The following is a 19,389-nucleotide window of genomic DNA, read 5'->3' as shown; positions in this document are numbered from 1 at the left end:
CCGCAGGCCCAAGACGGGCCCCACCCGGTTTCAGGCCGCTGTTCCGGGTCCCCGCCGGACCCGCTCGCGGCCGAAGAGCCGCGCCGGCGCCATGTGGCTGGGCGCGAATACCGACATATCCAGGGCGTCCAGCGTATTCTTCACCAGCAGGCCCAGTTCGGTATCGCCCTCCATGCTCAGGCGGCGGCTGAAGAACAAGGTGTCGGGATCTTCCTTGCGCTGCATCAGCAGATAGAAGTCGTGCACGTTCGCGGCAATCGTCAGGGACGGCGCGGCCACCGGAGCGATGGCCTTGAACCGGCCGTCCGTCCACATGAAGTCGAAAGCCACGCCGGCATCGCGCGGCCGTATGCGCAAGGCCCTGCCCTGCAGCATGCGCAAGGTATCGGCCGGCAAGTGCGGCGCCAGGGCCAGGTTCAGCCCCGCGGCGAAGATCAGCGAGCCGGGATAGGCGGGCAAACGCGAAAGAATTTTGCCCAAGGGGGCTGGAAGAAGATAATTGCCGGATGTCATAAATTTCCCTGCGTCCCGGGCGTCAAGCCACGTAGGCCGCGACAGTGAAGTAATGGCAGGCGCTGCCGCCCAGTACGAACAGATGCCATACGCCGTGGCCGTAGCGCCATTTCTCGTCGGTGGCGTAGAACGCGATGCCCACGGTATAGATCAGGCCGCCCGCCGCCAGCCACAGGAAGCCTTCCCAGCCCAGCGCATCGACGAGCGGCACGGCGGCGACGACCGCCAGCCAGCCCATCAGCACGTAAATGAGCAGGGACAGTATGCGCAGCCCTTTGGCCAGCCATATTTCCTGGATGATGCCCAGGATCGCCAGGCCCCATACCGTGCCGAACAGCGACCAGCCCCAGGCTCCGCGCAAGCTGACCAGCGTGAAGGGGGTATAGCTGCCCGCGATCAACAGGTAGATGGCGCAATGATCGAACTTGCACCAGATTCTCTTCGCGCGGCCGCGCAGGCTGTGATACAGGGTGGACGCCAGATACAGGCAGAGCAGCATGGCCCCGTAGATGCTGAAGCTGACGACCTTCCATGGGTCGCCCAACCGGGCCGCCATGACGATCAGCAGCACGCCGCCCACAACGGCCAGGCCGGCGCCGGCCAGGTGGCTGATGCTGTTGAACCGTTCGCCATAATGCATGAAGGTATCCCGCCCTTATGCCACGAGCTGTTCCAGCCCCGGCCTGCCGTGCCAGTATCCATTACAGGGCCCGGCGGGCATCAGGGGCAGCATTTCCTGGAATGCCTCCGGCCCCGCAAGCGCCCCGTCCACCACCTTCCGGAACAGTTCCGCTATCCGCACGGTATGCTCCGATTGCGGGCTGATGCGCAAGACGTCGACCCCCAGGCCGCGCATGTCCGTCAACTCGTTCACCAGGTTGTAGACGAGCGCCGACTGCGTCTGTATGCCGTTCAGCACCAGGAAGGGCTGGCTTTCTCGAGTCCGCAGCAACAAGCCGTCGGGGTGATCCATGCACACGTATTGGCAGTTGTCCTTGGGAATATTGCGGTGCCGGGCCGTAAAGCAACGGGCCGAAAACGCCAGCGGCATGCGCCCATAGGCGAATACCTCGGTTTGCATTCCGCCGGGCCTATCCTGCTGCAACTGCTCCAGTCCCTCGCGCCCCATTTCCAGCGGCATCACCCATCGCCGCGCGCCCAGTTCCGCAAGAATCTCCAGCGTAGGCCGGCTGTAGACGTTGAGGTAGGGGCCGGCCACGAACGGCCTGCCCTCGAGGCAATGCACCGCCCCCATGTCGTTGGCCTCGACCTGGAAGTCGCCGTTGGCGGCAATCTTGCGCATGGTGGCCAGGTCTTGCCCGGACTCCAGCAGCACCTGCGTGGACAGCACGACTTCCTTGCCGGCGTCGGCCAGCATCCGCGCGATCTCCAGCCAGTCCGGAAGGCGCAGTTCGTGCCGGCGCGAACACACCGTTTCGCCCAGGTAGACGATGTCCACCGGCGCATCGCTCACGGACTCATAGAACTGCATCGTCGTCACGCGCGACCAGTAGTATTGAATGGGACCCAACGCGATTTTCATAGTATTGCCACTTCGGTGTTGCGGTTGACCACGGCCGTCCCTCCAGCCTTCGGCCTATTCATTTCCATGGACGGTGATAGGCGCCCAGGGTGTGCTGCTGTCCCTCGGCCACCTTGTTCAATTCGGCCATCCATGCCGGCTTGACGGAATAGCGCTGCTGGCTGGCCAGGCATTGGTCGATGGCGTCGCGCCATACGCGCGTCACCTGGGCGACGTAGGCCGGGCTGCGCTGCCGCCCTTCTATCTTGATGGCCCGGACGCCCATCTGCATCAGCCTGGGCAGGAGCTCCAGCGTATTCAGGCTGGTGGGCTCCTCGATGGCGTAGTAGTTTTCCTCGGCCACGTCGAAGCGGCCCTTGCACAGGGTGGGATAGCCGGCATTCTCGCCGTCGGCATAGCGGTCGATGAGCACGCCGTTCAGGCGCGACTCCAGGCCGTCGGGAGTCTGCTGCCAGCGCACCGACTTGGCGGGGGAGCACACGCCGTGCGTGTTGGGCGATTCGCCGGTCACATAGGACGACAGGGCGCAGCGGCCCTCCACCATGACGCACAGGCTGCCGAAACCGAATACCTCGATCTCGACCGGCGTGTTTTCCGTGACCTGCTCGACCTGGGCCAGCGACAGCACGCGGGGCAGCACGGCGCGCACCACCCCGAAGTTCTCGCGATAGAAATTGATGGCCTCGTAGTTGGTGGCCGATCCCTGCACCGACAGGTGCAGGCGCAATTGCGGATGCCGGCGGCTGGCGTAGGCCATCAGGCCGGGATCGGCGACGATCATGGCGTCGACACCCGAATCCGCCGCGCGGTCCACCGCGACTCGCCACTCTTGCCAGGCGCGCGGCTGCGCATAGGTATTCAAGGCCAGGAATACCTTGCGTCCCTTTTCATGCGCATAGCGTATGCCTTCGGCGATGGCGGCCTCATCGAAATTCAGGCCGGCGAAGTTGCGCGCATTGGTCGCATCGCGGAACCCCAGGTAGACGCAGTCGGCGCCGTTGTCGACGGCGGCCTTCAGGGCCGGCAGGCTGCCGGCCGGACAAACCAGTTCGACGGCGGGCGCCGCCCCTGGCATCGTGGGCGTGGAGAAAGTCATGAAAATCCTGCTGGACGGTTCAGGCGGGAAGCAAGGCGTCGGCGGCCCGCACGGTGGGCGCCGCGACCGCGTTCAGCGCGGGGCGGATGCCATTGAGCAGATAGTCGAGCAGCTCGCGCACGGGACGTATGGCGTTGCCGAATGGCAGCTTTTCCGAGCCCCGGAAAAACAGGCCGCGCTTGATGTCGCCGGCCAGCGCGAACGCCAGCTGCGTGTCGATGCAGAACTGTCCGTGCTTGCTGATGCCGTCGCGCAGGCCGCAAGCGGCCAGGCAATCGAAGCCCACCGTGCAGGGGCGCTTCTTGGCGATGCGTTGCAGCTTCTCTTCCTTTTCCAGGTAATTGGCCAGCCAGGGCGTGCGCACCGCGCGGGCCGGCAGGCCGGCGACGCTCATGAAGGTCACGATGTCTTCGGGCTTGGCCTCGACCAGAACCTTCTTGAAGTTGGGATGCGCGTCGCCTTCCTCTGTTACAGCGAAAGGCGAACCGCATTGAACCGCGCTGGCCCCCATGCCCATCAGCTTGACGACCTGCTCGTGGCTGTGAATGCCGCCGCCGGTGATCAGGGGAATGTTCTCTTTTTCGATATCCAGTTCCTTGAAGAGCTCCAGCGTGCCTTCCAGCACATTCGCAAAGGCGAAATTAGGATTGTCCAGGCTGTCGGCGGTCGGCGCGCCAAGGTGGCCCGCCGCGTACTTGGGGTTCTCGATGACGATGGCATCCGGCAGGCGGTTCTTGCGCATCCATTTTTTCAGGATCAGCCCGATGCCGCGCACGTCCGACAAGATGGGAATGATCGCCACCTTGGAAAAGCCGCTGGTCAATTCGGGCAGGTCCAGGGGCAGGCCCGCGCCCACCACGACGGCGTCCGCCTCGCTTTCGCAGGCCTGGCGCACGTACGAGGTATACTCGGACACGGCCCGCATGACATTGACCGCCACCAGGCCCTTGCCCGCAGCCATTTTGTGGGCGGCCTTGACCTCGCGGTCGAGCGCGACGAGATTGGCCGAATCGATCAGCTCCTTGTTGCGCGAACGGCCCGTCTGCACCATGAGGTCGGGATGATGGCGGCGCAGATCGACGCTGGAAATCGTGCCCATCGCGCCCAGCGAAGCGACCGTGCCCGCCAGCCTGTGGGCCGACACGCCAACCCCCATGCCTCCCTGCACAATAGGCAACAGCGCCTTGCCTTTCAACTTGAGTCGTTCCAATGCGGTCTGCAACACAATAATCGTCCTTGCTTGAAAATAACGGCGTATGAACGCAGATGCCACTATGTAGGCAAAAGCCAGCAGCTTCCTTAATAAATATCAAGGTTCCGGCGTTTACCCGAATGTAAAAATACAGCGTTCGCAATGAGGTTATGCCGCCCGGCAGGCCTGTATATGTGTAGGGTGATGCTTATGGAAAACAGCAAGGAAGAAATCGTTCTGGACGTTTGCGGACTGGAGCCCCCAGAGCCGCTGGAGCGCGTGCTGGACGCCTTGTCCGTTCTTGCGGCCGGCGCCCGGCTGCGCATGCTCATCGACCGCGAGCCGCATCCGCTGTACGGCATCCTGCGCAACAACCGTTACGATTACACCACCCGCATCGACGATCGTCATCGATACGAAATCCTTATCTGGCATAAAGACTGATGCAGCGCGCCCTGTCATTTCAGCAGTCCCCCGCGCCCGGCGTCCCTTTGCGCTTCCTGTTCACCGCGCCGCTGTTCGTCCTGCTGGCCGCCGCACTGCTGCTCTGGTCCGGGCCGTCCGCGCTGTCATCGCGCTGGACGGGGCATGCCTTGGCATTGACGCACCTGTTCACACTGGGCGTCCTGGCCAATGCCATGGCGGGCGCCTTGATGCAGATACTGCCCGTCGCGACAGGTGTGAGCGTACTGGCGCCCAGGGCGACCTCCATCGCCGTGCATGCCTTGCTGAACCTGGGCACGCTGGCGCTGGCCGCCGCCTTTCTTTCCTTCCGTCCCTGGATGTTCGCGCTGGCGCTGACCCTGCTCTGCGCCGCACTGGGCTGCTTCCTGGCCGCCTGTGCGGGCGGTCTATGGAAATACCGCAGGCTGGCCACCAAGGGTTCGACCGAGATCCTCGCCACCACCCGGCTGGCGCTTGCGGCGCTGCTGGCCGCCGCGGCCCTGGGCGCCATGCTGGCCGCGGGCTTCGCCTGGCCTTTGCCGTTTTCCCGGGTACTCACCAATGCGCATGGAGCGTGGGGACTGCTGGGCTGGGTGGGCCTGCTGATCATCGGCATGGCCTATCAGGTCATTCCCATTTTCCAGGTGACTGAAATCTATCCCAAGCCCTTGACGCGCTGGCTGGCGCCCGTGATCTTCGTGCTGCTCGCGGCCTATATGGCCAATACCCTGGCGCCACCGGCCATGCGCATGGAAATCGACCTGGCCATAGGCGCCGCCATGCTGGCGGCCTACACCGCCTATGCCATCGTCACCTTGCGGCTGCTCTGGACGCGCAAAAGGCCCAAGGCCGATGCCACGACTCTATTCTGGCACACCGCCATGCTGTCCCTGGCCGCCTGCGGACCGGTCTGGCTGGCCCAGGCGGCGGGCGCGAAGGATTTTTCCGTCAGTCTCGGGCTGCTATTCATCGTGGGTTTCGGCTGGTCCGCCGTCAACGGCATGCTGTACAAGATCATCCCCTTCCTGCTTTGGTATCACGCGCAGAAAGACCTGGCCATCGCGCTGCGCGTCGTGCCCAAGGTGAAGGATTTCATTCCCGATGCCATCGCCGCGCGGCAGTACTGGGCTCATCTGATCGCCCTGCTGCTGCTTCTATCGGCCAGCCTGCTGCCCGCCCTGTTCTCGCATGCCGCCGGCCTGGCGCTGGCCGTATCGGCGGCCTGGCTGCTGTTCAACATGGCCCGGGCCCTGGGCTTTTATCTGCGGGCCCGAAAACAGATTGCACTGGCGCTGGCTGAACTGCCTCAGCCCTGATAGGAGCCCAGCCGGGCAACGTCCAGGACGGTGACTTCGCGGCCCTTGACCCGGATCAGCTCATGGGCGCACAAGTCGTGCAAGATGCGCGAGAAATGCTCCGGCGTGAGGTTCAGCCGCGAAGCGATCACCGTCTTGCTGGTTTCCAGGCGGAAGTGATGGCCGTCCTTGCATTGCTCGTCCTTCAGCAGATAGCCGATGACGCGCTGGGTGCCTGACCGCAGGGAATAGGCCTCGACGTCGCCCATCAGGCTATGCAGGCGCTGGCTCAGGCCCGCCAGCATCTTGCGCGCAAAACCCGGATGCCGACCCAGTTCATGAAAGATGACTGCCTTGCCGACATGCAGCAGCAAGGTGTCGGCAAGGGCCTGGGCCGACACGATGTAGGCCTTTTCCATGAACATCAGCGCTTCGCCGAAGCTGTCGCCGGGGCCGATCAGCCGAACGACCTTCTCGCTTCCGCCCGGCGACACGAACATCAGCTTGACCTGCCCGTAGACCACGGTGTGCAGCCCCACGCAAGGCTCGCCCCGGTGAAAAACCATTTCGCCCCGCGCGACCTGGACTTCGGTCGTGCCGGAAGCCAGGTTGTCGAGTTCATGAGCGCTCAGCTCGTTGAACAGGGGTAGCCTGGCCAGGAAATCCTGGGTACGCGTCTTGCCGCTCGTCATATTGCTAGAATCCCGTATCGATATTGTTGTGGCGCCGCGCAAACGCGGCGGCTACCCCACTCAAAAAACATGTGATCAAAATCCTGTTCAACATCGCCGGTACCCTGGCGTTGATCCTTGCCGTGCTGGGGCTGTTCCTGCCCCTGCTGCCCACCACGCCCTTCCTGCTGCTGGCGTCGGCCTGCTATATACGCGGCTCCGAACGCATGCACCGCTGGCTGACCGGACACCGCATACTGGGACCCTACCTGATAGGCATACAAACCGGCCGGGGCATCCCCATGCGCGCCAAGGTCATTACCCTGGTCTTCCTGTGGGCCACACTGGCCTTTTCCGCCTGGCATGTGCCCCTGCCCTGGGTGCGCCTGCTGCTTCTGATTCCCGGCATCTGCGTTACGGTGTATCTGTTGCGCATGAAGACCCTGCGCGCAAGCGATGCGCTGGCCGGCCCCGACGACCCGGCTAAATAAGCTTGGAGTACGTCGACACCGTGGGCTGGCCCAGGAATTTATCGAAGACCATGCCCATGGCCCGCACGAACAGACGGCCCTTAGGCGTGACGCCGATGCCCTTGTCGTCGATCCGCAGCAGGCCGGCATCCTTGAATGTCTGCAGCCTTTGCAGCTCGGGTTCGAAATAGTCCGTGAAGTCGATGCCATAGGTCCGGCCAAGCACGCTGAAATCCAGCGGCATGCTGCACATCAGGGTCATGATGACGTCGCGGCGCAAGACATCGTCCAGACTCAGTTCAAAGCCCTTTTCAATGGGCAGCCTGCCTTCGTCCAGTATCTGGTAATAGGCGTTCACGCTGCGCACCGACTGGCTGTACGAGTTGCCCACCTTGCCGATGGCCGAAACGCCCAGTCCGATCAGGTCGCACTCCGCGCGCGTGGTGTAGCCCTGGAAATTGCGATGCAGGCTTCCGTCGCGGCGCGCCAGGTTCAGTTCGTCGTCCGGCTTGGCGAAGTGATCGAGGCCGATGTATACATAGCCCGCTTCCAGCAGCCGCCGCGTGGACATCAGGAATATCTGCAGGCGCTCTTCGGCGCTGGGCAGGTCGCCGGCCGAAATAAGCCGCTGTGCCTTGAACCGGCTGGGCAGGTGGGCGTAGTTGTACAGTGCGATGCGGTCCGGAAACAGTCGTATCACGTGATCCAGCGTGCGGTCGAAGCTGGCCAGGGTCTGCTTGGGCAGGCCGTAGATCAGGTCGGTGTTGACCGACTGGAACCCCGCCTTGCGGCTGGCGCTCAGCGCCTTCTCCACCATTTCCAGAGGCTGGATGCGGTTGACGGCCGCCTGCACGGCCGGGTCGAAATCCTGCACCCCGAAGCTGGTCCGATTGAAGCCCAGCCCGGCCAGCATGGACAGCGTTCCCTCGTTCACCGTTCGCGGGTCGATCTCGACCCCCAATTCGGCATCCGGCGTGAATTCGAAATGCCGGCGCAAGGACGCCATGAGCCCGGTCAGCTCGGCGGCGCTCAGAAATGTGGGGGTGCCGCCGCCCAGATGCAGCTGGGCCGTCTTGCGATCCGGCCCCAGTTGGCCAGCCACCAGGTCCATCTCCTTGTCCAGGTAGTCGAGATACTGGGCCGCCCGGCCATGATCCTGCGTGATGACCTTGTTGCAGGCGCAGAAATAACAGAGGGACTCGCAAAAAGGCAGGTGCACGTAAACCGACAGCGGCGGATTCGTTCCAGGCTGCGCGCCGGTCCGCTGCGCCAGATAGCCCAGGTAGGCATGCTCATCGAAGCCGGAGCGGAAGCGATCGGCGGTGGGATAGGACGTGTAGCGAGGTCCCGAATGATCGAAACGCCGGATCAAGGCCTCGGAAATCTCGATGTCCGGAAAAGAAACCGTATCATGGCTGGCGACTGGAATGCTGCTGTCCATGTCTTTCTCCGATATGGGCCTGTTAGCGTCAAAAAAAACCGCTGCGGACGTTGCCTGTACGGCGCGCCGCATGCAGACTATGCTTGAATGTCCTATTGTGAAACCGGACGCCTTTATCTTTTTTGACCTAGGTCAAGCAAATGCCCGATACCCCAAAAGGCGTGCAACGCCAATCTGGCACAAGCTTTCTCAAAGCTGAACAAAACATATCGTATTATTAAGGCTGGATTCACCCATTTCAACCCAACCGTCCTCGATGTCGTTATTCTTCATACTTGCCCTGCCTTTCGCAGGCAGCATCATCGCTGCGCTGCTGCCGTCGAATGCACGCAAGCTCGAGGCCTGGCTGGCCGGATTCGTCGCCGTCGTCTGCGCCGTCCTCGTGTTTACCCAGTTTCCGCATGTGCTCGACGGCCATGTCGTCAAGGCGGTCGTGCCGTGGCTGCCCGAGCAGGGGGTCGATTTCAGTTTGCGCATGGATGGCTACTCGTGGCTGTTTTCCATGATCATCACGACCATGGGCGCGCTCATCGTGCTGTACGCACGCTACTATCTTTCGCCGCAAGATCCTGTTCCCCGCTTTTTCTCTTTCTTCCTGGCCTTCATGGGTTCCATGCTGGGCGTGGTGCTGTCGGGCAACCTGATCCAGCTCGTCGTGTTCTGGGAACTGACCAGCCTGTCGTCCTTCATGCTCATTGCCTACTGGCACCATCGGGTGGACGCCCGGCGTGGCGCCCGCATGTCCCTGACCATCACCGGCGCGGGTGGCCTGTGCCTGCTGGGCGGAGTGCTGATGCTGGGCCATGTCGTGGGCAGCTACGACATGGATACCGTGCTGTCCTCGGGCGACGTCATCCGCAACCACCCGTGGTACACGACCATACTGGTGCTGGTCGCGCTGGGCGCCCTGACCAAAAGCGCGCAATTCCCTTTCCACGTATGGCTGCCCAACGCCATGGCGGCGCCCACGCCGGTGTCCGCCTATCTGCACTCGGCCACCATGGTCAAGGCGGGCGTATTCCTGCTGGCGCGGTTCTGGCCCGTCATGGCGGGCACCGACGAATGGACCTGGATCATCGGCGGTGCCGGACTCTGTTCGCTGGTGCTGGGCGCCTACGCGGCCACCTTCCAGATGGACATGAAGGGAGTGCTGGCGTATTCGACCATCAGCCACCTGGGCCTGATCACGCTGCTGCTGGGCATGAACAGCCGGCTGGCGCTGGTCGCCGCCGTGTTCCACATGATCAACCATGCCACCTTCAAAGCCTCGCTTTTCATGGCGGCGGGCATCGTGGACCACGAAACGGGCACGCGCGATCTCAGCCGCCTGTCGGGCCTGTACCGAAGCATGCCCATCACCGCCACGCTGGCCGTCGTGGCGGCCGCCTCCATGGCCGGCGTGCCCCTGCTCAACGGCTTCATCTCGAAAGAAATGTTCTTTGCCGAAACCGTGTTCGTCAGCGGGAGCTGGTTCAACCGGGTCGGCCTGCCCGTCGCCGCCGTCATTGCCAGCGCATTCAGCGTGGCCTATTCGCTGCGCTTCGTGATGCAGGTTTTCTTCGGGCCCGCGCCGCGCGACCTGCCTCGCGCGCCCCACGAGCCGCCATTGCGCATGCTGATACCCAGCGCCATCCTGGTCCTGACCTGCCTGGTCGTGGGCATGCTGCCCAGCTTCACCCTGGGGCCCTTCCTGCATAACGCCGCCCTGGCCATCCTGGGAGAAGCCACGCCGGTCTACGACCTGCGCATCTGGCACGGCTTCAATCTGCCGCTGGCCATGAGCTTCCTGGCCCTGGGCGGCGGCATCTGCCTGCTCTGGCTGTTGCGGCACCGACACCGCAGCCGTCCGGGCAAGGCGCCTCTCATCTACCGCTTCGACGGGCGCCGCAGCTTCGAGCTCCTGCTGGAAGCGCTGGACACCGCGTCCGCCTTCGTGCTCGACTGGACGCGGTCGCCCCGCCTGCAACCCCAATTGCTGCTGGTGGTCCTGCTCACCTTCTTCGTGGCGATGCTGCCGCTGCTGCCCGGCAAATGGCTGGACCCGCAGATCGCCACGCCCATCGACCCCTTCTTTGCGTTGATGTGGCTGGCCGGCGGCGCCTGCGCCATCGGCGCCGCCCGCCAGGCCAAGTACCACCGCCCCGTATCGCTGCTGCTCACGGGCGGCGCCGGCCTGGTGACCGCGCTGACCTTCGCCTGGCTCTCCGCCCCCGACCTGGCGCTCACGCAGCTGGCGGTCGAGGTCGTCACCATGGTGCTGATCCTGCTGGGCCTGCGCTGGCTGCCTCCACGCGTGGCCGGAGACGACGAACCGCCGCCGCTGACCAGCACCGTGCGCGCCTACGTGCGCCGCTTCCGCGACCTGATCATCGCCGTCATCGCCGGCGCGGGGCTTTCGGCCATCGCGTACGCCGTGCTGACCCGCCATCATCCCCGGGGCATCTCGTCCTTCTTCGTCGAGCAATCGCTGCCGCTGGGCGGCGGGGCCAATGTGGTCAACGTCATCCTGGTCGACTTCCGCGGCTTCGATACCTTCGGCGAGATCACCGTCCTGGGCATCGTGGCCCTGACGGTCTACGCGCTGCTGCGCCGCTTCCGGCCGCCGCCCGAAAGCATGACCCTGCCCAAGGCGCGTCAGCGTCCGCTGCCGGCCAACCGGCTGCTGGACACCTTCGCCGACCCCGACCCCAAGGCGCCGATTCCGGACGGCGTCATGAAAGTGCCCGCCGTGCTCGTGCGCCTGCTGCTGCCCATGGCCGCCCTGATCTCCCTGTATTTCCTGATACGCGGGCACAACCTGCCGGGCGGCGGATTCGTCGGCGGGCTGATCATGGCCACCGCCATCATCCTGCAATACATGGTCGGCGGCGTCATCTGGGTCGAAGCGCGGCCCCGCATCCATCCGCAGTACTGGATCGCCATGGGCCTGCTGGCCGCGGGCACCGCCGCCATGTCGGTCTGGTGGGCGGCCAAGCCCTTCCTGGCCGCCAACAGCCTGGACCTGGTCCTTCCCGTCATCGGCCACGTCCACCTGTCCACCGTGCTGCTGTTCGACATCGGCGTCTACATGCTGGTGGTCGGAGCCACCGTGCTGATGCTGGTCGCGCTGGCCCACCAATCGCTGCGGCTGTACCGGAAACCGGCGGCCATCGCCCCCGCCAACGAAAAAGGAGCCGCTTAATGGAAATCGTGCTTGCCCTGGCCATCGGCGTGCTCGCCGGCTCCGGCATCTGGCTGCTTCTGCGCCCGCGCACCTTCCAGGTGATCATGGGCCTTTCCCTGATCTCCTATGCCGTCAACCTGTTCATATTCGGCATGGGCCGGATCACCCTGGATGCGCCGCCCGTGATCAATACCGACTGGGCCGCCGATGCGAGCCATTATGCCGACCCGCTGCCGCAGGCGCTGGTCCTGACCGCCATCGTCATCGGCTTTGCCACGACCGCGCTGTTCCTGGTCGTGCTCCTGGCCTCGCGCGGGCTTTCCGATACCGACCACGTCGACGGACAGGAGGCCCGCCCGTGAACGGATGGATGCAGCATCTTCCCATTCTTCCAGTGGCCGTGCCGCTGATGTTCGGCGCGGCCATGCTGCTGCTGAACGACACGCAGCGGCATCTGCGGCTTGCCATGGGCTTCCTGTCCATTGCGGCCCAGATCTACTGTGCCATCACCCTGCTCAGCCTGTCGGCGGGCTACCTGCCCAGCAATTGGCCCGACGGCGTGGGCGTCTACCTGCTGGGCGACTGGCCGGCGCCCTTCGGCATCGTGGCCGTGGTCGACCGCCTGTCGACCATCATGCTGCTGCTGACCTCGGTACTGGGCGCCGCCACCTGGATCTACGCCACGGCGCGCTGGGATCGCGCAGGGGTGCATTTCCATCCGCTGTTCCAGTTCCTGCTGATGGGCCTGAACGGCGCCTTCCTGACCGGCGACCTGTTCAATCTGTTCGTCTTCTTCGAAGTGCTGCTGGCCGCCTCCTACGGCCTGATGCTGCACGGATCGGGCAAGGCCCGGGTGGCCGCCGGACTGCACTACATCGTGGTCAACCTGGTGGCCTCCTTCCTGCTGCTCATCGCGATGGCCCTGATCTACGGGATCACGGGGACGCTGAACATGGCCGATCTGGCCCTCAGGGCGGGCCAGCTGACCGGTTCGGAGCGGATACTGTTCGAATCGGGGGCGGCCATACTGGGCATCGCCTTCCTTATCAAGGCCGCCGCCTGGCCCCTCAATTTCTGGCTGCCGGCCGCCTATGCCAATGCCTGCGCGCCCGTGGGCGCGGTGTTCGCCGTCATGACCAAGGTCGGCATCTATGCCCTGCTGCGCATAGGCTCCCTGCTGCTGCCCACGGGCGCTCCGGCCGCCTTCGGCGGCGAATGGATGTTTCCACTGGGCATGGCCACCCTGATATTCGGCACCGTGGGCATCCTGGCCGCGCCGCAGGCCGAGCGCCAGGCCGGCTACTGCATCATCATGTCCTCCGGAACGCTGCTGGCGGCCCTGGGCATGCCCGGCGTCGTGCTGACCGGCCCCGCCCTGTTCTACCTGATCAGCTCCGTGCTGGCGCTGGGCGCCTTGTTCATGCTGCTGGAAATGGTGGAGCGCACCCAGACCTTCGGCGCCGACCTGCTGGCGGTCAGCCTGGAAGCCTTCGATCTCGAAGATCCCGAATCGGCGGACCGGTCCGACGACGTGGTGGGGGTGGCCATTCCGGCCGCCATGGCCTTCCTGGGCATGTCCTTCATCGCCTGCGCATTGCTCATCACCGGCCTGCCGCCGCTTTCGGGCTTCGTCGCCAAGTTCTCCCTGCTGTCGGCGGCGCTGCAGACCTCCAGCACCGATACACCGTCGGTGGCGGCCTGGTCTCTGGTGGCCGCCGTGCTGCTTTCGGGACTGGCGGGCATCATTGCGCTGGGCCGCACCGGCATACGCCTGTTCTGGAGTTCCGAGGAAACCATCACGCCACGGCTGCGCGTGAACGAAGCCGCGCCCGTGGGCGTGCTGATCCTGACCTGCGTCGCCCTGGCTTTCTGGGCCGGCCCCGTCATGCATTACATGGGGCAAACCGCAAGCTACCTCGACCGCCCTTCCTCGTACATCAATGCCGTGCTGACGCAAAGCTCCAGCCGCGCGGTCGAACCGGGAGCCCCCCAATGAAGCGCTATCTGGCCCCTTTCGTCATGCCGTTGGTGTTGCTGATACTGTGGCTGCTGCTGAACGATACGCTGTCCGCGGGCAACATCGCGCTGGGGATCCTGCTGGCCGCCCTGCTGGGCTGGGCGCTGGCCGCCTCCAGATTGCGCCCCTTGCGATCCATTCCCAAGCATCCGCTGACCATCCTGCGGCTCATCGGGCATGTGGCCATCGACATCACCAGGTCGAACATTGCCGTGGCGCGGCTGATCTGGCTGGGGCGGCGCGCCGGCGCCACACCGGGATTCCTGAAGATCCCGCTGCGCATACGCGACCCGCACGGCCTGGCGGCCCTGGCCTGCATCGTCACCTACACCCCCGGAACCGTGTGGTCGGATTATTCCGAGGCCGACGACCTGCTGACCTTGCACGTGCTCGACCTGAAGGACGAAGCCGAATGGTTCCACACCATACAACAACGCTATGAATGCCCCCTGATGGAGATTTTCGAATGAACAGCCTTGTCTATTGGGCCGCCACGTTCGCGCTCGGATGCTTCGTGGTAAGCCTGGCCTTCGCCGCCCTGCGCCTGCTGCGCGGGCCCGCCTCCACCGACCGCGTGCTGGCGCTGGACACCATGTACATCAACGGCATGCTGATCCTGCTGGTGCTGGGGCTGCAGTTCGGTTCGACGCTGTATTTCGACATCGCCCTGCTCATCAGCCTGTTCGGCTTCGTCGGATCGGTCGCCATGGCCAAGTTCCTGCTGCGCGGCGAGGTCATCGAGCCATGATCGACGCCTTGCCCGCCTGGGTCGCCATCCCCGTCGCCCTTCTGTTGGTAGCCAGCGGCTTCCTTACCCTGACCGGCTCGCTGGGCCTGCTGCGCCTGCCCACCTTCTACACCCGCATCCACGCGCCCACCCTGGGCAACACCCTGGGCGTGTTCGGCGTGCTGCTGGCGTCCATCCTGGTGTCCTCCACGGTGGAAGAACGCTATGTGGTGCATCAGATCCTCATCACAGTCTTCCTGGTGATCACCTCGCCCGTGACGGCCATGCTGCTGATGCGCGCCGCCATCAAGCGCCAGAAGCCCTCCGCAGCGGCGGTGCAGGCCCCGCAAGAAGACGCCGGCGCGGCCGCGGCGCCTCGAGCAGAAGACCGCAAGCCCGACGCGCCCCGGGGCTAGCAGGCCGGGAACGGGCGCAGGCCCCGCAAGGCGGGAAACGTTCACTTACACCGCCCCTTGCCAGCCCTTATATACTTCCTTTACAGGCTCCGCCGTCCAGGCGGATCCATGTTCCAAAGAAAAGGAGTATGTATATGATGCTTACTCGATCGACATCTGTTCCCCGCCTTTTGGCGTCCGCAAGCCTTGCCGGCATGTGCCTGGCCGCAACGATGGCCATGGCTGCCGGCACCGGGACCAACGCGGATATCGAAGCCCGCTACAAGCTGGACGTCGAGCGCTGCAACATGGGGCAAACCAATCAGGACAAGGCCACCTGCCTGCGGGAAGCCGGCGCGGCGCGCGACGAATCGCGCCGCAACCGCCTGACCAACGCCAACGAGTCCTATCAGCAGAACCAGGTATCCCGATGCCAGGCCTTGCCGGTGGCCGAGCGCCAGGACTGCATGCTGCAGATGTCCGGCCAGGACACCAGGGTGGAAGGCAGCGTGGGCGCCGGCGGCGTCCTGCGGGAAACGACCATCACGATCCCAGGTACGCCCGTACCCGCCACAACGCCGGCCGCCCCGCCAGTAACTCCGGCCCCCGGCCTGACTCCCAATCCGCCGGCCACCGTGCCGGCTCCGTCCCTGGCGCCCACGGCGCCCGCCGCTCCAGGCACCACCGTTACGCCGGTTCCCGGCACCACGCAATAACACGGTCCGCTTCATCCCTTCGCGCCGCCGGCCTCATGGCCGGCGCGCGGCCTGCCACGTTCTACAGTTCCATCTGCATGCCCATTTCAACCACGCGGTTGGGCGGTATGCGATAAAAACGCGTGCTGCGGCTGGCATTGCGGGCCATGAAGGCAAACAGGCGCCTGCGCCAGGCTTGGTGAAACGGCAGCTTGCGCACCACGATCACGGTCTGGCGGGACAGGAAATAAGATGTCTGCATCGGGTCCAGATTGATTTCCGGATGCGCCGTAGCGATCTGCTCCAGCGCTTGCGGAACGTTGGGCTCCTGCTTGAACCCCCAGCGCGCGACCGCCTGCCAGCTGGTCCGGCTCATTCGTTCCAGTTGGAAGCGCTCTGAAAACGGGACGTAGGGCACATCGGCGCTTTCGACGGTCAGGAACACAGCCTGCTCGTGCAGCACCTTGTTGTGCTTCAGATTGTGTAGCAAGGCGGGCGGCACGGTATTGACGATCATGCTCATGAACACCGCGGTGCCCGGTACACGCGTGGGTGGATAGTCCTCCAGGGACTCCATGAAAGACTTCAGCGGCTGATGGTCGCCCGCCAGCTTCGCATGCATGGCTTCGCGGCCCTGCTTCCAGGTGACCATCAGCATCAGCAAGGCCCCGCCCACCAGCAGGGGCACCCATCCGCCGTCGAACAGCTTCAGGGCGTTCGAGGAGAACAGCAGGACGTCCATCAGCAAAAAGCCGCTGACCAGCCCCAGCCAGGCCAGGCGCCGCGGACCTGTGGTCTCGCCTGGCAGGACCGCAAAGGCCAGCAGGGATGTCATCAGCATGGTTCCCGTCACGGCGAAGCCGTAGGCGTGGGCCAATCCATCGGAGGAACCGAAGGACAGCACCAGAATCAGCACGGCCATGAAAAGAAGCAGATTCACGCGCGGCAGGTAGATCTGGCCCTCTTCCTGCGCCGACGTATGCAAAATGACCATGCGGGGCCAGAACCCCAGTTGCACGGCCTGGCGGGTCACCGAAAACGCGCCCGAAATCACCGACTGCGAGGCGATGATGGTGGCCACGGTGGCCAGGCCGACCAGCGGCGCCAGCCCCCAGGCCGGCGCCATCAGGAAGAAGGGATTCTTGACCGCCGAGGGGTCGGCCAGCAGCAGCGCTCCCTGCCCGAAATAACACAGGACCAGCGCCGGCAGCACCGCGCCGAACCAGGCGCGCCGTATGGCCTTGCGGCCGAAATGCCCCATATCGGCATACAGTGTTTCCGCGCCGGTCAGCGCCAGCACGATGGCGCCGAGCAGCAAGAAAGTCTCCCATGGCGCGGCTCCGATGAACGCCCAGGCCCACCGTGGATCCAGCGCCTGCAGCACGGAAGGCTCGAGCACGATGCGCCATGCGCCCAGCACGCCCAGCGTGGCGAACCAGGCCAGCATGATGGGGCCGAAAAGCTTCCCCATTGCGCCCGTGCCGCGCGACTGCACCGCGAACAATACGCCCAGCACCGCCACGGCGATGGGCACCACCCAATCGTCGAAGCGATGCGACACAATGCTGATCCCCTCGATCGCCGAAAGGACCGATATGGCCGGCGTGATCATGCTGTCGCCGTAGAACAGGCAGGCGCCGATCAGGCCCAGGAACATCAGGCGCCAGCGCGTCTTGCCCGATTTGCCGCGCAGGGCCAGTTCCATCAACGCCAGGGTGCCGCCCTCGCCCCGGTTGTCCGCCTTGAGGATGATGGTCACGTACTTCAGCGACACGACGATCATCAGCATCCAGAACAGCAGGGAAAGCAGGCCCAGGATGTCCGCGGCGCCCTGCGAGGGCATGCGCGAAAGCGCGGCGCGCACCGTATACAGGGGGCTGGTGCCGATATCCCCGTAGACCACGCCCAGCGCGCCCAGCCAAAGGCCCGCATGCGACGAGGAATGCGAAGAGGATAGTTCCTGGTGCTCGGCCTTCATTCCTGTCTGCTTAGTTTGGCGCCTATGCGCGGCCCCGGAAAAACCACGGTGATGCGGGTACCCGGAAAATCCGGACGGCTGGAAAGATTCCACCAGGCTCCGTGCGCCCGCGCAATCTCGCGTACGATGGCCAGCCCCAGTCCCGACCCCTCGGCGCTGGCACGCGGCGAGCGGTAAAAGGCCTCGAATACGCGTTCGCTGTCCTCGGGATCGATGCCCGGGCCATTGTCCTCGATGGATAGCGATGGCGGATTGGCCGCCACCTGCAGCTTGATGGTCGTGGCGCCCACGCCGTATCGAAGCGCATTGTCGATCAGATTGCTCAGCAGCTCTTCGAGCAGCAGGGAATCCACGTCGACCCATACCGGCTCGTCCGGCGCGATGAGCTGTATTTCGATATGGCGGCTGCGGGCCGCGGGTATCCATTCCGCCCCGCTCACGCGCGCCCATTCGCACAAGTCCACGCGCATGAAGCTGTCCTGCGGCCGGGTCGATGAATCGGCGCGCGCCAGCACCAGCAACTGCTGGCCCAAGCGTATCATGCGGTCGGTGACCGACTTGATCCGCTCCGCGCGCTCCCTCACATCGTCGGGCAGCGGACGCGTCAGCATCAGCTCCAGCTCCAGCTTCAGGCCTGTCAGGGGCGTGCGTATCTGGTGCGCCGCATGCCCGATGAAACGCTTCTGGGCCTGCATGGAATCGTCCAGGCGCAAAAGCAGGTCATTGAAATGAGTGACCAGGGGGGCGACTTCGGTCGGCAGGCCCGCCATGTCCAGCGGCTGCAAGTCTTCAATGCTGCGCTGGCTGATCTCCTGTGAGAGGCGGTTGATCGAAGCCAGCCCCGAGCGGACGCCCGAGATCAGCACCCACGCGAATACGGACACCAGCAGGACCTGGCTGATCACCATCGTCCAGAAGATATCGCGCAGCAGCCACGTTTCCATGGTCATCTTGCGCGTCATGACCCAGGTGGCGCTCAGGTCCAGGACGACCAGCACGACCACGGCCGGAAACAGGCGCAGAACCAGGTGGCGGGCCAGGGAGCCCGACGGCAGCCATGCCGTCCAGAATCTACGCAGCACTTTCCACGTCTAGGAGATAGCCGAAGCCGCGCACCGTTTGTATCCCCGCGCCGGTGCCCTCGAGCCGCTTGCGCAGGCGGTAGACATAGACTTCGACCGCGTTCTCGCTGAAGTCGGCATCCCATGCCGAAAGCGAGTTGACGATCTGGCGCTTGGTGACCACGCGGCCGGCCCGGGCCATGAGCATTTCCAGTACGGAAAGCTCGCGCACGGACAGCGACAGGCGTTCGCCGTTGACGCGCACCTCGCGGCCGACGGAGTCGAACAGCAATGGTCCGGCCTCGATGAAGGGCTGGGCCTGGCCGGCACGGCGGCGGCCGAAGGCACGCACGCGCGCGGCCAGCTCGGCCAGTTCGAACGGCTTGGTCACGTAATCGTCGGCGCCGGCGTCCAGCCCCGCCACACGGTCTTCCACGCCGTCGCGCGCCGTCAGGATAAGGACTGGAACCTGCTCGTTTCCGGCGCGCAGCTTGCGCAGGATCTCAAGGCCGCTTTGCCCCGGCAGATTCAGATCGAGCAGCAGCAGATCGTAGCTTTGCCCGGCGATGGCGCCCAATGCCTTGTCGCCATCGGCAAGCCAGTCGACCGCATACCCCTGCTCGACCAGGAATTCCTGCAGGGCGTGCCCAAGAGTAGTGTCGTCTTCGATAACTAGAACTCGCATGGT

General features: G+C 64.6%; 20 protein-coding genes. 10 read left to right on the top strand and 10 right to left on the bottom strand.

Translation table 11 applies throughout. The features are described 5' to 3' along the window. Positions 1-30: 30 nt before the first annotated feature. From ubiT to OEG81_RS07175, 5 genes are read right to left on the bottom strand one after another with little or no spacing between them, the layout of a single operon-like run. Positions 31-513, bottom strand: a complete 483-nt coding sequence (gene ubiT / locus OEG81_RS07195; RefSeq protein WP_264132039.1) for a ubiquinone anaerobic biosynthesis accessory factor UbiT — start codon at positions 511-513, stop codon at positions 31-33. A 22-nt stretch (positions 514-535) separates the two neighbouring features. Then, complete coding sequence (trhA, locus tag OEG81_RS07190) at positions 536-1,153, bottom strand: PAQR family membrane homeostasis protein TrhA (RefSeq protein WP_264132038.1); 618 nt, start codon at positions 1,151-1,153, stop codon at positions 536-538. Between the two features lie 15 nt (positions 1,154-1,168). Continuing rightward, positions 1,169-2,056: a ubiquinone anaerobic biosynthesis protein UbiV gene (gene ubiV, locus OEG81_RS07185; protein WP_264132037.1), complete on the bottom strand. Its 888-nt coding sequence runs from the start codon at positions 2,054-2,056 to the stop codon at positions 1,169-1,171. Between the two features lie 58 nt (positions 2,057-2,114). Beyond that, a complete protein-coding gene (ubiU, locus tag OEG81_RS07180; RefSeq protein WP_264132036.1) occupies positions 2,115-3,152 on the bottom strand; it encodes a ubiquinone anaerobic biosynthesis protein UbiU in 1,038 nt (345 codons plus the stop codon). A 19-nt stretch (positions 3,153-3,171) separates the two neighbouring features. After that, entirely contained in the window at positions 3,172-4,410 is a 1,239-nt protein-coding gene (locus OEG81_RS07175) for an NAD(P)H-dependent flavin oxidoreductase (RefSeq protein WP_264132515.1), read from the bottom strand. 144 nt (positions 4,411-4,554) lie between these two features. On the opposite strand from OEG81_RS07175, the gene OEG81_RS07170 reads away from it, so the two are divergent. Together OEG81_RS07170 and OEG81_RS07165 are read left to right on the top strand one after the other, a co-directional pair. Further along, entirely contained in the window at positions 4,555-4,788 is a 234-nt protein-coding gene (locus tag OEG81_RS07170) for a DUF2249 domain-containing protein (protein ID WP_264132035.1), read from the top strand. Next, positions 4,788-6,104 carry a hypothetical protein gene (locus OEG81_RS07165; protein WP_264132034.1) on the top strand — a complete coding sequence of 439 codons (1,317 nt, stop codon included), beginning with the start codon at positions 4,788-4,790 and terminating at the stop codon, positions 6,102-6,104. Before OEG81_RS07170 ends, OEG81_RS07165 begins: the two co-directional genes overlap by 1 nt. Here the strand turns inward: OEG81_RS07165 and OEG81_RS07160 are convergent. Beyond that, positions 6,095-6,775, bottom strand: a complete 681-nt coding sequence (locus OEG81_RS07160; protein WP_264132032.1) for a Crp/Fnr family transcriptional regulator — start codon at positions 6,773-6,775, stop codon at positions 6,095-6,097. The two genes, OEG81_RS07165 and OEG81_RS07160, sit on opposite strands and share 10 nt — an antisense overlap. 71 nt (positions 6,776-6,846) lie before the next feature. On the opposite strand from OEG81_RS07160, the gene OEG81_RS07155 reads away from it, so the two are divergent. Further along, positions 6,847-7,245 (top strand): YbaN family protein, encoded by a 399-nt coding sequence (locus tag OEG81_RS07155; RefSeq protein WP_264132031.1) that lies wholly within the window; start codon positions 6,847-6,849, stop codon positions 7,243-7,245. Here OEG81_RS07155 and hemN read toward each other — a convergent pair. Then, positions 7,238-8,665: an oxygen-independent coproporphyrinogen III oxidase gene (gene hemN, locus OEG81_RS07150; RefSeq protein WP_264132030.1), complete on the bottom strand. Its 1,428-nt coding sequence runs from the start codon at positions 8,663-8,665 to the stop codon at positions 7,238-7,240. The two genes, OEG81_RS07155 and hemN, sit on opposite strands and share 8 nt — an antisense overlap. Before the next feature lie 256 nt (positions 8,666-8,921). On the opposite strand from hemN, the gene OEG81_RS07145 reads away from it, so the two are divergent. The 7 genes from OEG81_RS07145 (at position 8,922) to OEG81_RS07115 (ending at position 15,683) form a co-directional block, all read left to right on the top strand. Then, complete coding sequence (locus OEG81_RS07145; RefSeq protein WP_264132029.1) at positions 8,922-11,846, top strand: monovalent cation/H+ antiporter subunit A; 2,925 nt, start codon at positions 8,922-8,924, stop codon at positions 11,844-11,846. Then, a complete protein-coding gene (locus OEG81_RS07140) occupies positions 11,846-12,190 on the top strand; it encodes a Na+/H+ antiporter subunit C (RefSeq protein WP_264132028.1) in 345 nt (114 codons plus the stop codon). The genes OEG81_RS07145 and OEG81_RS07140 overlap by 1 nt, the downstream gene beginning before the upstream one ends. 8 nt (positions 12,191-12,198) lie before the next feature. After that, positions 12,199-13,824 (top strand): monovalent cation/H+ antiporter subunit D, encoded by a 1,626-nt coding sequence (locus OEG81_RS07135; RefSeq protein WP_412034133.1) that lies wholly within the window; start codon positions 12,199-12,201, stop codon positions 13,822-13,824. Beyond that, entirely contained in the window at positions 13,821-14,315 is a 495-nt protein-coding gene (locus tag OEG81_RS07130; protein WP_264132025.1) for a Na+/H+ antiporter subunit E, read from the top strand. Before OEG81_RS07135 ends, OEG81_RS07130 begins: the two co-directional genes overlap by 4 nt. Continuing rightward, on the top strand, positions 14,312-14,593 hold the full coding sequence (locus tag OEG81_RS07125; protein WP_264132023.1) for a K+/H+ antiporter subunit F: 282 nt from the start codon (positions 14,312-14,314) through the stop codon (positions 14,591-14,593). Before OEG81_RS07130 ends, OEG81_RS07125 begins: the two co-directional genes overlap by 4 nt. Next, entirely contained in the window at positions 14,590-14,988 is a 399-nt protein-coding gene (gene mnhG / locus OEG81_RS07120; protein WP_264132022.1) for a monovalent cation/H(+) antiporter subunit G, read from the top strand. Before OEG81_RS07125 ends, mnhG begins: the two co-directional genes overlap by 4 nt. A 134-nt stretch (positions 14,989-15,122) precedes the next feature. After that, a complete protein-coding gene (locus OEG81_RS07115; protein WP_264132021.1) occupies positions 15,123-15,683 on the top strand; it encodes a hypothetical protein in 561 nt (186 codons plus the stop codon). 61 nt (positions 15,684-15,744) lie between these two features. On the opposite strand, the gene OEG81_RS07110 is transcribed toward OEG81_RS07115, so the two are convergent. Genes OEG81_RS07110 through OEG81_RS07100 form a run of 3 tightly spaced genes read right to left on the bottom strand, consistent with a single transcriptional unit; the run spans position 15,745 to position 19,386 of the window. After that, the gene (locus OEG81_RS07110; RefSeq protein WP_264132020.1) at positions 15,745-17,640 is read right to left on the bottom strand and encodes a potassium transporter Kup; all 1,896 of its coding nucleotides are present in this window, start codon (positions 17,638-17,640) and stop codon (positions 15,745-15,747) included. Next, positions 17,637-18,722: a sensor histidine kinase gene (locus OEG81_RS07105; RefSeq protein WP_264132019.1), complete on the bottom strand. Its 1,086-nt coding sequence runs from the start codon at positions 18,720-18,722 to the stop codon at positions 17,637-17,639. The genes OEG81_RS07110 and OEG81_RS07105 overlap by 4 nt, the downstream gene beginning before the upstream one ends. Beyond that, positions 18,712-19,386: a response regulator transcription factor gene (locus tag OEG81_RS07100; protein WP_264132018.1), complete on the bottom strand. Its 675-nt coding sequence runs from the start codon at positions 19,384-19,386 to the stop codon at positions 18,712-18,714. The genes OEG81_RS07105 and OEG81_RS07100 overlap by 11 nt, the downstream gene beginning before the upstream one ends. Positions 19,387-19,389: the final 3 nt, after the last annotated feature.

This window comes from Pollutimonas sp. M17, assembly GCF_025836975.1.
Taxonomy (GTDB): domain Bacteria; phylum Pseudomonadota; class Gammaproteobacteria; order Burkholderiales; family Burkholderiaceae_B.
This window is presented reverse-complemented; position numbering and strand designations above follow the sequence as displayed.